The sequence below is a fragment of the Nonomuraea sp. WAC 01424 genome (genome assembly GCF_003947315.1).
Taxonomy (GTDB): Bacteria; Actinomycetota; Actinomycetes; order Streptosporangiales; family Streptosporangiaceae; genus Nonomuraea; species Nonomuraea spiralis.
The window spans coordinates 1-12,482 of sequence record NZ_QHHZ01000016.1; the positions used below are offsets into that span (position 1 = coordinate 1).

Annotated in this window: 13 protein-coding genes; 1 reads left to right on the top strand and 12 read right to left on the bottom strand. The window is 71.6% G+C overall.

Features of this window, described 5'->3' with window-relative positions:
* Nucleotides 1–560: 560 nt before the first annotated feature.
* The 11 genes from DMB42_RS36975 to DMB42_RS37025 form a co-directional block, all read right to left on the bottom strand.
* Nucleotides 561–1,058 carry a hypothetical protein gene (locus tag DMB42_RS36975; RefSeq protein WP_229824921.1) on the bottom strand — a complete coding sequence of 166 codons (498 nt, stop codon included), beginning with the start codon at nt 1,056–1,058 and terminating at the stop codon, nt 561–563.
* Nucleotides 1,055–1,555, bottom strand: a complete 501-nt coding sequence (locus DMB42_RS36980) for a hypothetical protein (protein WP_125642907.1) — start codon at nt 1,553–1,555, stop codon at nt 1,055–1,057. The genes DMB42_RS36975 and DMB42_RS36980 overlap by 4 nt, the downstream gene beginning before the upstream one ends.
* A gap of 6 nt (nt 1,556–1,561) precedes the next feature.
* Nucleotides 1,562–2,722 carry an MCE family protein gene (locus DMB42_RS36985; protein ID WP_125642910.1) on the bottom strand — a complete coding sequence of 387 codons (1,161 nt, stop codon included), beginning with the start codon at nt 2,720–2,722 and terminating at the stop codon, nt 1,562–1,564.
* Nucleotides 2,719–3,699, bottom strand: a complete 981-nt coding sequence (locus DMB42_RS36990; protein ID WP_125642913.1) for an MCE family protein — start codon at nt 3,697–3,699, stop codon at nt 2,719–2,721. The genes DMB42_RS36985 and DMB42_RS36990 overlap by 4 nt, the downstream gene beginning before the upstream one ends.
* Nucleotides 3,696–4,685 (bottom strand): MCE family protein, encoded by a 990-nt coding sequence (locus DMB42_RS36995; RefSeq protein ID WP_221762522.1) that lies wholly within the window; start codon nt 4,683–4,685, stop codon nt 3,696–3,698. The genes DMB42_RS36990 and DMB42_RS36995 overlap by 4 nt, the downstream gene beginning before the upstream one ends.
* The gene (locus tag DMB42_RS37000) at nt 4,676–5,668 is read right to left on the bottom strand and encodes an MCE family protein (RefSeq protein ID WP_125642916.1); all 993 of its coding nucleotides are present in this window, start codon (nt 5,666–5,668) and stop codon (nt 4,676–4,678) included. Before DMB42_RS37000 ends, DMB42_RS36995 begins: the two co-directional genes overlap by 10 nt.
* The gene (locus DMB42_RS37005) at nt 5,665–6,720 is read right to left on the bottom strand and encodes an MCE family protein (RefSeq protein ID WP_125642919.1); all 1,056 of its coding nucleotides are present in this window, start codon (nt 6,718–6,720) and stop codon (nt 5,665–5,667) included. Before DMB42_RS37005 ends, DMB42_RS37000 begins: the two co-directional genes overlap by 4 nt.
* Nucleotides 6,717–7,499, bottom strand: coding sequence for an ABC transporter permease (locus tag DMB42_RS37010; RefSeq protein WP_125642922.1), 783 nt, complete (start codon nt 7,497–7,499; stop codon nt 6,717–6,719). Before DMB42_RS37010 ends, DMB42_RS37005 begins: the two co-directional genes overlap by 4 nt.
* Nucleotides 7,496–8,242, bottom strand: a complete 747-nt coding sequence (locus DMB42_RS37015; RefSeq protein WP_125642925.1) for an ABC transporter permease — start codon at nt 8,240–8,242, stop codon at nt 7,496–7,498. The genes DMB42_RS37010 and DMB42_RS37015 overlap by 4 nt, the downstream gene beginning before the upstream one ends.
* 71 nt (nt 8,243–8,313) lie before the next feature.
* On the bottom strand, nt 8,314–9,315 hold the full coding sequence (locus DMB42_RS37020) for an ABC transporter ATP-binding protein (protein WP_125642928.1): 1,002 nt from the start codon (nt 9,313–9,315) through the stop codon (nt 8,314–8,316).
* A 139-nt stretch (nt 9,316–9,454) separates the two neighbouring features.
* Nucleotides 9,455–10,021 carry a TetR/AcrR family transcriptional regulator gene (locus tag DMB42_RS37025; protein ID WP_125642932.1) on the bottom strand — a complete coding sequence of 189 codons (567 nt, stop codon included), beginning with the start codon at nt 10,019–10,021 and terminating at the stop codon, nt 9,455–9,457.
* A gap of 65 nt (nt 10,022–10,086) precedes the next feature.
* Here DMB42_RS37025 and DMB42_RS37030 point away from each other — a divergent pair, with 65 nt between their 5' ends.
* Nucleotides 10,087–10,536: a nuclear transport factor 2 family protein gene (locus DMB42_RS37030; RefSeq protein ID WP_221762523.1), complete on the top strand. Its 450-nt coding sequence runs from the start codon at nt 10,087–10,089 to the stop codon at nt 10,534–10,536.
* Here DMB42_RS37030 and DMB42_RS37035 read toward each other — a convergent pair.
* Nucleotides 10,523–12,352 (bottom strand): glycosyltransferase family 39 protein, encoded by a 1,830-nt coding sequence (locus DMB42_RS37035; RefSeq protein WP_260478168.1) that lies wholly within the window; start codon nt 12,350–12,352, stop codon nt 10,523–10,525. The genes DMB42_RS37030 and DMB42_RS37035 overlap by 14 nt on opposite strands.
* Between the last annotated feature and the right edge of the window lie 130 nt (nt 12,353–12,482).

Consider the following 12,482-nt stretch of genomic DNA (forward strand, 5'->3'; position numbering starts at 1 on the left):
ACCAGTCGAACGACTCGGTCTGCAGAGCGAGAAGGTCAGGAACTTCGAGGGGCTCCTGGATACGCGCGAAAGAAACGCGACGGGGACCAGCGGGTACGGCGGAGGCGTTGCGCGAGGCTGCCAACAGATGTCCTTCCGAGGGCTCGCGGCGGACTGACTACACGCACGCCAGACAACCTCGCAACGTGAGCAAGCATCACGGGTCGTCAAAGGGCAGCGCAAAGGGGCAGTGTAGCCGAACGGCACACGCCTGTCCACTTCACTCTCGCTGCATGCTCCACGTTGGTCGCAGCATCGCCCGTTCAGGCGCAAACGTCAAGCCCGCAAGCCCGACTTTTAGCCGACTAGGGGCCCGGACGCTGGGTTTTCTCCCCTGCGTGATCGGACGCCTACCGCCAGGCCCAAGACGATACCCGCGATCGTGGGCGGTTAACGCTCCGTCACCCCGGGGGTCGAACCCATGCCGACGACCGGTGTAGCTGTGACTGGAGTACCCCTATCAAGGGGTGCACCAAACCCGATTTTTGGTAACAATTGAAGGAAGCGGCGCGCCCGGCGGCTCAGGCCGTTCCCAGCAGCGTGGACAGCCCCGCCACCAGCCAGCGCCCGTCTTGCCGGACCATGACGAACCGGGCGCGGTTCTGGGTGACCTGTTGCTGGGGCCTGTCCTGGTTCGGCACTACTTTTACCGTAACCATGTTCACGAACAACAGGACCTCGACCTTGTCGGGCGTGGCGCGCTCGACGCCGGCGTCCACCACGGCCGCCGTACGGACGGTCTTCTCGGCCTTGGCCTTGGACACCAGCGACGTCGTGAGCTCCTTGTAGTGCCTGGTCAGCTCACCCGTCGTGTACGCCCCCGCCCTGGCCAGGTCGGCCTCGACCGAGCGGTAGTCGTAGGAGAACATGTCGGGGGCGACCTGCCTGGCCGTCGCCATGGCCTCGGCCGCGGCGCCGTCGGCCCCCTTGAGCTCGCGCAGGTCGAACCACATCGTGGGCACCAGCACGCCCGCGACGACCACGAGGACGCCGAGCAGGACGACCGTGACGGTTCTCACACCACCTGCACCACCTTCGACACCAGCCAGACGCCGCCGACCTTGGTCACGTCCATCGTCCAGCGGTAGAAGCGCTCCTGGGGCGGGCTCTTGGAGCCGTCCCAGCGGATCTCGGCGTCGGCCACCACCAGCACCTTCGCCGTGCCGCCGGACATCGACACCAGGCCGGTGGCGCGCAGCACGCCGTGCTGGACGACCTTGTTGGCGACCGTGGTGCTCTTGAGCTTGCCCGCGATGGCCTCGTAACCGGTCCTGGCCCCGGCCGTACAGGTGTCGAGGATGCGGCGCACGTCGGCGTCCACGGTCTTGTAGTCGAGCGAGACCAGGTTCTTGGCGTGGGTGCCGGCCGCGAGCAGCGCGGCCTGCCTGTCGTCGGCCGCGGCCTGCGCGTCACGGGCCTGGAACGAGATCCACACACCCGTGGCGACGAGCACCGCCAGCGCCACGCTGAGCGCGGCGACGAGGATGCGGGCCGGCCGCGCGGGAAGTCCCCCCACCTGTGCTCACCCCTTCCGGCCGGTCGCCGGATCATAACCCGCCAGCCACTTCCCGAGCCCCGGAATCGACGGAGGCGGTTGGGGAGCCGGTGCGTTGCGCGCGCCACGCACCCCGGTCGCGCTGCCGCGCGGTTCCTTGCAGAACGCCCCGGGATCGACCGGGCGCGGGCTGACGTCGTGGGGGTCGCGCCTGCGTACGCGCTCGTAGCCGCGGGTGCACGGCCTCGGCACGTTGAGGTCAAGGTCGAGGCCGAAGTGCACGCCGTCGCGGTCCACCACCGAGAACGCGCCCGCCACGGCGGCCGGGTAGCCGATCAGGAGCTGGCGCAGGGCGGTGACCCTGGAGCCGGCCGTCCGGCCGCCGATCACGAGGTGGGTCAGCAGCGGGCGCAGGTCGGGCGCGACGCCGTTCAGCAGGCGTTCGACGGACCCGGTCGCGCGGGGCGTACGGCCGCTGACGTGCGCGAGGTCGCCGCGCCCCTTCTTAAGCGAATCGGTCAGGCTCGCCAAATCTCCCGCGAATGCCCTCAGATGGCCCCCAGAAGCCCGCTGAGCGTCGAGCACGGTCTCACCGTCGCGCAACACCGCGACGGTCTCGGGAAGCACGCTCTCGGCCTGTCCGAGCAGCCGCTCGCCCGCGTCGGCCAGCCGCCGCAGGTACGGACCGTTGCCCCCGAGCCCCTTCCCCAGCTCGGTCACCACCGTCTCCAGGTCACGCGGGTCGACCGAGGACAGCAGCCGGTCGGTGTCACCGAGGAGCTGGGCCGTCGCGACCGGCAGCCGGGTCTGCCCGCGCCCGATCACGTCCCCCTCCCGCAGGTACGGCCGCGCGCCCCCGGCGGGCCGCAGGTCGAGGTACTGCTCCCCCACCCCCGACCGGTTGGCCACCACGGCCAGCAGCCCGCCGGCCTGGACCGGGGTGCCCGCCCCGAGCCTGAGCACCGCCCGCGCGCCGTCGCCCGCCACGGCCAGCGACTCCACCCGCCCGATCGGCACCCCCCGGTAGGTCACCTCGGAGCCGTCGAACAGCCCGCCCGCGTCGGCCAGCTCGACCGTGACCCGGTAGGCGGGGTCGAACAGGTCGGCGCCCACACGCGCGTACCTGACCAGCGTGTACGCCACCGCCACCACCCCGATCAGCACGAACGCCAGCAGCCGGGCGGTCATCGCGCACCGCCCAGCAGGTTGCGCAGCGCGGTGGAGGGCGAGGCGTCGACGGTCAGGTCGGTGTTGCCGTAGTCGCCGCGCAACATCGTCGAGGCCGACCCGGGGAACGGGAACGTGATCGCCGTCGCCAGGCCGTCCGCGACGCTGTCGCGTGCCCGGTCGAGGTTGAGCAGGAGTTCGCGCAGGTGGCGGAGGTTGGCGAGAGTGTCGGCGTGGGAGCGTTCGACGACCCGGGTGGCGGTGCGGCCGAGCCGGTCGAGCGCGGCGAGCATGGCGGTCAGGTCCGTGCGCTGGTCCTTGAGCAGGGTGACGGCCGGGCCGATCTCGGTGGCGGTGGTCCTGATCGTGGCGCGCTGGGCGGCGAGGGTGCCGGTGAGGTCGTCCAGTTCGTCGATCAGCCGGACGATCTGCCTCTTCGAGCCGTCGAGCCCGGCGGCGAACGCGCCGAGCCTGCGCAGCAGGTCCTTCAGCCGGGCCGAGCGGCCGTCCAGCACGTCGCCGAGCTCGTGGTTGAGCGTGGCGACCTGGTCGAGGCCGCCGCCGTCCACCAGCAGCGAGGCGGCCGACAACACCTCCTCGACCTCGGCGGTCGTGCTGGTACGGGCCACCGGGATCGGCCCGCTCAACCGCCCGCGCCCGGCGGGCACCAGCCTGACGAACTTCTCCCCCAGCAGGCTCGTCTGCGAGATCGCCGCCGTCGTACGGTCGGGCAGGGCGACGTCGCCGCGCACCTGGCAGACCACGTCGGCCCGCCAGTCGCGGCCCAGCTCCACGCCGGTGACCTCGCCCACGGTGACGTCGTCGACCTTGCACGCCGAGCGCGGCACGAGGTCGAGCGCGTCGGCGAACTGGATGGTCACCGGATAGGGCCGATCGCCCAGGTCGGCGGCGACGGGCAGCGGCAGCGAGGCCACCCCCTCGAAGCCGCAGCCGGCCGCGGTCAGCAGCACGAGCACCAGGACGAGCGGAGGTCTCATCGGGCGGGTCCTTCGGGCAGGGGGTCCGGCGGCCGGATCTCGACGGGCAGCGGGACCAGGTTCTGGATGATCGTGTCGAACCAGCGGCCGTTGCCGGTCACATCGGCGAGCTGCCGGGCGAACGGCCCGAGCAGGGCCAGCGACCGGTCGAGGCTCTCCTCTTGACGCCGCAGCACGGCCACGAAGGAGCGCAGCCGTTCGAGGGTGGGCATCAGCGTGGTCCGGTTGTCGGCGACCAGACCGTCGATCTCCCCGGCCAGCACGACCGTGTTGACCAGCAGGCCGTGGACGACCGCGCGGCGGGCGGAGACCTCGCGCAGCAGCAGGTCGCCGTCGGTGATCAGGCCGTGCAGGTCGGCGTTCCTGCGGGCGAGCAGGCCGGTGACGGTACGGGCGTGGCCGACCAGGTCGTGGAGGCGGTCGTCGCGGGCGGCGACGGTACGCGAGAGCCTGCCGAGGCCGCGCAGGGACGCCCTGATCTCCGCCGAGGAGCCCTCCATCGTCTGCGACAACACGGTCATGGCCTGGGCCAGGGCCCGCTCGTCGACGCTGCCCGCGGCCTTGCCCAGGTCGGCGACGGCGGGGGCGACCTCGTAGGGGACGCTCGTGCGCGACAGCGGGATCTGCCCCTGGAGCCGGCCCGGGCCGTCGGGGACGAGCATCACGACGTGGGCGCCGAGCAGGGTCTTGATCCGGATGTCCGCCCTGGTCAGCGAGCCGAGCCGGACGTCGTCGGCCACCCGCAGGCCGACCCGTACGTGATCGCCTTCGAGGTCGACGCCGACGACCTCCCCGACCTTGACCCCGGCGATCACCACGTCGTCGTGCTCGCGCAGGCCCGCCGAGTCGGCGAACGCGGCCGAGTACGTGCCCCCGCGCGGCAGGCCCGCGACGCCCAGGGCCGCCACGACGAGCGCCAGGGCCACGATGACGCCGCCGATGCCCAGCGGCACGGGGTCGCGTCTCCTGAAGGGGGTCAGTGGCATCGCGGGCTCCCGTTGACGATCTTCGGGGTGCGTACGCCGCCGCTCCTGACCGTGAGGGAGCAGAGGTAGAAGTTGAACCAGGACCCGTAGGAGGTGACCCGGACGAGCTGCCCGAGGCGGCCGGGGGCGCGCTTGAGGGTGTCCTCGACCAGGGCGCTCCTGGCGTCGAGCGCCTTGAGCAGGCCGCCGGCGTGCCGGACGCTCGCGCGCAGGTCGGGTCTGGCCTTGCCGAGGAGGTCGCCGGTGACGGCGGTGAGGCGGTCGAGCGTGGCCAGGGAGTCGCCGATGGCCTCGCGGTCGTCGGCCAGGCCGCCGATCAGGGCGCGCAGGTCGCTCAGCAGGCGGTCGTAGTCGTGCTCGCGGCCGGCGATCTCGCCGAGCACCGCGGCGAGGTTCGTGATCACCCGGCCGATCACGGCGTCGCGGTCGGCGAGCGTGCCGGTGAGCGAGGCGATGTGGCCGAGCAGGGCCTCGACCGTGCCGCCCTCGCCCTGGAGCACCTGGACGATCTGCCAGCTCAGCCTGTTGACGTCTTGGGGGCGGATGGCGTTGAGCAGCGGCCTGAAGCCGTTGAACAGGGCCGTGACGTCGAGCGCCGGGCGGGTGGCGGTGATGCGGGCGCCGGGCGGGAGCAGGCCGGGGCCGCCGGGGCCGGTGGAGAGGGTCAGGTAGCGGTCGCCCATGAGGTTGCGCCAGCGGATCGCGGCCACGACCGCGCGGGGCAGGGCGGTGGTCCGCCGTACGGAGAGGGCGACCTCCGCCTGCGTGCCCGCCAGCGTCACGGTCTCGACGCGGCCCACCTGCACCCCGGCGATGCGGACCTCGTCGCCCTCGCGCAGCCCCGAGGCGTCGGTGAACAGGGCGTGGTAGACGACGGCGGCGGTGAACCGGGCGCCCGAGATCGTGATCGCGAGGGTGGCCACGCACAGGGTGGTGACGAGGGCGAAGGCGGCCAGCTTGAGCGCCGGCCCGAGCGTGGTCATCGCAGCATCAGCCTCGCCAGGTCCGTGGTGCCGTCGTCGAAGCGCACCCCCGGGAAGGGCACGGGCGGGTGGTCGGGCAGGCCGTAGCAGGCCGGGCCTCTGCGGTCGGCGTACCGCGGGGTGTCCTTGCCCGGTTCGTACGGACGCGCCGGCCGGACGATCTCCAGCACCGCCTTCGCGCTCCCGTGGCCGAAGGTGTCGTCGAGGATCGGACGCAGGCGTACGAGCCCGCGCAGAACGCACGGGATGACCGGCGCGTGGTACGCGGTGATGTCGAGGACGGGCCGGATGACGTGCTGGAGGCCGACGAGGCCGGGCTCGTTCGCGGTGAGCAGACGGTCGGCGACGGTGGCGGCCACGGTGACGGCGTCGGCGGCCGGGGCCGGTGGGACGGCGGTGAGGGTGCGGCTGATCGCGGCGGTGTTCGCGAGGGTGCGCAGGAGGTCGGGGGCGGCCTGGCCGTACTGGTCGGCGACGTCGACAAGCTTGGCGATGTCCCGCTTTATCGTCGGAAGGTAGGGCTGGAGGCGTTTGAGGTAGGCGTCGGTTCTGTCCAGGGTTCTGCCGAGGCGGGCCCCACGGCCGTCCAGGGCGGTGGCCAGGGCGTTCAGGGCGGCGTTCAGGCGTTCGGGATGGACGGCGCGCAGGTGGGTCAGCAGGCGGTCGAGGATCTGGGTGATCTCGACGGCCGTGGCCGACGACCTGAGCACGTCGCCGTCGCGCAGCGGGCCGCGTGGTGATCTGGGCGGGATCAGGGCGACGTACTTCTCGCCGAACAACGTCTTGGCCCGCAGCTCGACGGTGGAGGCGCGGTCCACGTCCTGGTCGAGGGCCAGGGTGACGCGGGCGCCGCGCTCGGCGGGCGCCAGGTCGGCCGCCTCGCCGACCACGACGCCGTTGACCTTGACGTCGGCCCGGCGGTCGAGCTGGAGCCCGGCGGCCGGCAGCAGCAGCGTGACGTGCCGGGCGGTGGAGAACGCCTTCGTGTAGACGGCCAGCGTCAGGGCCGTGAACGCGGCGATGATCGCCAGCAGCGCGGCGCCGTGTCTCATCCGGCCAGCCTCACCGTCGTCGTGGTGCCCCAGATGGCCAGGCCGAGCAGCACGTTCGCGAGGTTGACCGTGACCAGCACCGCGCGTACGGCCCGCCCGACCGCCACCCCGACCCCGGCGGGCCCGCCGGTGGCGTGGAAGCCGTAGTAGCAGTGGATGAGGATCACCAGGACGGCGAAGACCATCGCCTTGCCGAACGACCACAACACGTCGTAGGGCGACAGGAACAGGTCGAAGTAGTGGTCGTAGGTGCCCGTGGACTGGTCGTGGAGCACGGTGACGATCAGGCGGGTGGCGACGTAGGAGGCGAGCAGGCCGAGCACGTAGAGGGGCATGACTGCGGCGAAGCCGGCGATCAGCCGCGTACCGACCAGGAACGGCACCGACGGGACCGCCATGACCTCCAGCGCGTCGACCTCCTCGCTGATCCGCATCGCGCCGAGCTGCGCGGTGAACCCGGCGCCGACGGTGGCCGACAGGCCGATCGCGGCCACCAGCGGCGCGATCTCGCGGGTGTTGACGTAGCTGGACAGGAAGCCGGTGAAGGCCGAGCCGCCGATCTGGTCGAGCCCGGTGTAACCCTGCAGGCCGACCTCGGTGCCGGTGAAGAAGGTCATGAAGGCGACGATCGTCATCGTGCCGCCGATCACCGCCAGGCCGCCGCTGCCCAGCCCGACCTCGGCCAGCAGCCTGAACACCTCCCGGCGGTAGCGCGCGGCGGCCGGTACGGCCCTGATCGCACGGGCGTAGAACTCGCCCTGCCGGTTGAACGTCCTCATGACAACACCAGCTCGTTGTAGACCGCACTGATCAGGAAGTTCTCGGCGAACAGCACCATGGACGCGAACACCACGGTCTGGTTGACCGCCTCCCCCACGCCCTTGGGCCCGCCCGCCGCGCTCAGCCCCTTGTACGCGGCGATCAACCCCGTCGTCGCCCCGAACACCAACGCCTTGCCCTCCGACACCCACAAATCGGAGACCTCGGCCAGGGCGTTGAACGACTGCAGGTACGCCCCGGGCGACCCGCCCTGGGCGACCACGTTGAACAGGTAGCCGGCGATCAGGCCGACCGTGGTGACCAGACCGTTGAGCAGCGGCGCGACCAGCGCGCACGCGGCGACCCTGGGCACGACGAGCCGGTGGAGGGGGTCGATCGCGAGCACCTCCATGGCGTCGATCTCGTCCCTGATCCGGCGGGCGCCGAGGTCGGCGCAGATCGCGCTGCCCGCCGCGCCCGCGATCATCAGCGCCGTCACCACCGGGCCCGCCTCGCGCACGATGCCGAGCACGGCGGTGGCCCCGGTGAAGGACTGGGCGCCGAACTGGCGGATGAGGTTGCCGGTCTGCATGGCGAGCACGGCGCCGAAGGGGATGGCGACCAGGGCGGTCGGCAGCGCGCTGACGCTGACGATGAACCACGCCTGCCGGACCAGCTCGCGCACCTGGAAGGGCCGCCGCCCGGCCGCTCTCGCGGTGTCGAGCGACATGGCGACGAACCGCCCGATCTCCGCGATCACCATGAGAGCACGCTCAAATGCGGAGAGTGACGGCCGATGGCCGCAAAGAAGGACTTCCCGGTGGGGTTCATGATCTATTTGGCGCCGTTCAGGTGGGCGTCGATCAGCCGGGGATACTCCTCCAGCCAGTCGCGGCCGAGTTCGTCCACGAACGAGCCCTGCGGCGGGATCACCCCGTTGGCGGCCAGCCACCGGCCGGGGGGCTGCTGGGACCGGCGGATCGTGTTGCCGCTCGGCATGAGCTGCGGCGGGATCGGCGGCAGCCCGCCGGGGTCGTGGCCCATCTGCGCCTCGGCCTCCAGCTCGGAGACGTCCTTCTCCTCCGACATGCCGATCGGGCCGTGCCGCCGGGCGTTGAGGAACTGCCGCACCACCGGCTCGTCGCTGGACAACAACATCTCGCGCGGCCCGAACATGACCAGCTCGCGGCGGAAGAGCAGCCCGATGTTGTCGGGGACCGTGCGGGCGGTGTTGATGTCGTGGGTGACGATCAGGAACGTGGCCTCGATGTCGGCGTTGATGTCGACGATCGTCTGGTTGAGGAAGGCGGTGCGGACCGGGTCGAGGCCGGAGTCGGGCTCGTCGAACAGGATGATCTCGGGATCGAGCACCAGCGCCCTGGCCAGGCCGGCACGCTTGCGCATGCCGCCGGAGATCTCGCCGGGCAGCTTGCCCTCGGCGCCGACCAGGCCGACCAGGTCGATCTTCGCCATCACGATCCGGCGGATCTCGGCCTCGGTCTTCTTGGTGTGCTCGCGCAGCGGGAAGGCGATGTTGTCGTAGAGGTTGAGCGAGCCGAACAGGGCGCCGTCCTGGAACAGCACGCCGAACAGCCGGCGCAGCTCGTAGAGCTTGCGCTCGCCGCAGTGGGCCAGGTCGTGGCCGTCGATCCAGATGTGGCCGCGGTCGGGCCGCAGCAGGCCGACCAGCGTCTTGAGGAAGACCGACTTGCCGGTGCCCGAGGGGCCGAGCATCACCGAGATCTCACCCGCGGGCAGCGTGAGCGAGACATCCTCCCAGATGACCTGCCGACCGAACGACTTGGTCAACCCGTCGACCACGACCTCGACGCCCACTGGCCACCTTCCCGATCACCTTCCCGATCACAGGGAGTACTCAGGGGATAACGTGCCGCACACTTTACTTCCAGAACGCCCTCACGGTAGCGGCGATCCGGGGAATTGGAACCCGTTCCAATAACTTGTTACCCGCCGGTTATGAGACTTCAGGTCCAGTAAGGGCGCGCAGGCTCGGGCGCAGCACCCGGGCGATCTCCTCCGGCGGCACGTCGCGCAGCTCGAGCAGGCCGAGCAGCTGGTGGCCGACCGTCACGCCGAGCATGATCGCGGTCATCAGGGCCGCGCGCAGGCGGGCGTCGTCGCCGGGGATCGACGCGGCGAGCCCGTCGATCTGGCGGCCCAACGCCTCGCGGGCCGACGCGCCCGCCTCGGGGTGGGTGAGCATCGAACGCATCATCGCCAGCGAGCCCTGGGGCAGCTCGCCCATCTTCACGTTGAGCGTGTCGAGCAGGTGCTCGACCAGCTCCTCGGCGCCCACGGCGGCGTCGAGGGCGGGGGCAGCGCGTACGGCGTGCCGGAAGAGCTCCTGCTTGCTGCCGAAGTACTGCATGACGAGGGCGGGATCGACCTCGGCGGCCCTGGCGACGGCCCTGATGGTCGCGCGCTCGTAGCCCACTTCCGCGAACAGGGCCCTGGCCGCGTCGAGGATCCTCCCCTCGGTCCTGCGCCGCCGCTCGGCACGGGGAAGCACTCGCTCGCTCACGCACCGACTCTACCCGTGTTGACCGTTCGCCCCCATTCGCTCTACGCTCGTTGAGTCAACAACCGTTGAGTGAATGCGAGGCCGTCATCATGACCGTCGAGGAGATCGTGGGTGCCTTCCAGGGCGCGATGTTGCACAAATCGGCCGACGAACTGGCCGACCTGTACGCCGAGGACGGGCTGCACGAGTTCCCGTTCGGCGGGCTGCCGCCGTACGAGGGGCGGGAGGCGGTCCGCGCGGGGTACCGGGCGGCCTGGGGCGCCTCCCCCGCCGTGCCGCGGGAGGTGGAACGGATCGCGCTGCACCGTACGGACGATCCCGAGGTCGTGGTCGTGGAGCAGAACGCGCACGTCCAGGTGGGCGATCGGCCGATCACCGTCCCCGGCCTGCTGATGTTGCGGATCAGGGACGGCAGGATCGTCCACTGCAAGGACTTCATGGACTCCAGCGCCATCGCCAAGGTCCGCGAGGCCGCACTCAGCTCCGGGCTCAGCTCCGGGCTCAGCTCCGGGTGAGGTCGAAGACGGTGACGCCGCCGACCGTCGTGGCGGTGAAGGTCTCCCGCACCCACGCCGCGATCCGAGCGGCCTCGCCGCTGCCGCCGCCCCGGCCGCCGAAGCCGTCCATGCCGGTGCCGATGAAGTAGTGGATGCTCTTCGCGGCCACGTACTGCTTGAACTGCTCCAGCGTGGGCGCGGGGTCCGTGCCGTTGAAGCCGCCGACGGCCATCACCGGCAGGCCGGTGGCGAGCTGATAGCCGGCCGCGTTGTTCGAGCCGACGGTCGCCGCGGCCCACGTGGAGGAGCCGTTCCTGAGCAGGGTGGTCAGCTCGGCGGGCGGCGTTCGCGCGTCGAGCAGGCCGCCCGCCCCGCCGCGACCGCCGGGTGGCCGGAAGGCGACCCGGCCGCCGTCGCCGCCGGGTCGCCCGGCTCGGCCCGGCCCGCCGCCGGGCGGTCCGCCGAAACCGCCGCCGGTGGTGGGACCCGCCGTCGGGATCGCCCCGGTGTGCGGGGTCGCGGCGGTCTCCACCGCGTACGCCGCCGGCCCCGCCAGGCACGCCGCCACGGCGACCACCCCCACGAGGACCCGGCGCGTGAACAACATCCCCAGCACCGCGCCCAGCCCCGCGACCAGGACGACCGTCCCCAGCCACCCGTTCCAGTCCGCGGTACGCGACAACAACACGTACGCCCACACCACCGTCACCGCCGCGACCATGGCGAGCAGCCGATGCGCCCCACGCTCCCAGGCCACGGCCGCCCCCATCCCCACCAGCACGGCGACGGCAGGAGCCAGGGCGACGGTGTAGTAGGCGTGGAAGATCCCCTGCATCAGGCTGAACACCAGTCCGGTCACGACCAGCCAGCTCCCCCACACCCACACCGCGGCCCGCACCGGATCGGTCCGCGGCGCCCGCCGGGTGAGCCAGGTGACGGCGACGAGCAGCGCCAGCGCCGCAGGCAGCAGCCAGGAGATCTGCCCGCCCGCCTCGGTGTCGAACAGGCGCAACCATCCGACCTGCTGGTTCAGGTTCCCGAGACCGCCGTAGTCGTCCCCGTTCAGCCGCCCGATGCCGTTGTAGCCGAGCGCCAGCTCCAGCACGCTGTCGGTCTGCGAGCCACCGATGTAGGGCCGTTCGGACGCGGGCACCAACGCCACCGCCAGCAACCACCACCCGGCGGCCACCACCATCGCCGCCCCCGCCAGTGCGAGCTGCCACACCCGACGCCACAAAGCGCCCGGCGCGGTCACCAGGTAGACCAGCACGAACCCCGGAACCACCAGGAACGCCTGCATCATCTTGACCAGGAACGCGAACCCGATCACCGCCCCCGCCCCCACGAGCCAGCGCGTCGAACCGCGTTCCCGGGCCCGCGTCACGCAGTACCCGGCGACGGTCAGCGACAACACCAGCAGGGCGTCGGGGTTGTTGAAGCGGAACATCAGCACCGCGACCGGCGTGACCGCCATCGCCGCCCCGGCCAGCAGCGCCGCCCAGACGGGGAACAGCCGGCGGACGGTCGCGTACACCATGGCCACCGCGCCGACGCCCATGAGCGCCTGGGGCACGAGGACGGCCCAGGAGTTCAGGCCGAAGATCCGTACGCTGAGTTCCATGGGCCAGAGCGAGGCGGGGGTCTTGTCGACGGTGATCGCGTCGGCGGCGTCGGACGACCCGAAGAAGAACGCCTTCCAGCTCTGGCTCCCGGCCTGTACGGCCGCCGAATAGAAGGAGTTGGCCCACCCGGACGCCCCGAGCCCCCACACGTAGAGGACTCCGGCGCCGACGAGCAACACGGCCAACGCCGCACGGGATTTCGTTTCGCTCACCACACCCGCACGCTAGGCACGCCTTTTGGCCGGGTGATGAGACGCGGATGAGAATCCGGTGAGGCGTCCCCGGACATGCGAAAAGAGGCGGTCACACCCGGCACCAGGGTGTGTCCGCCTCTTTCGAAGA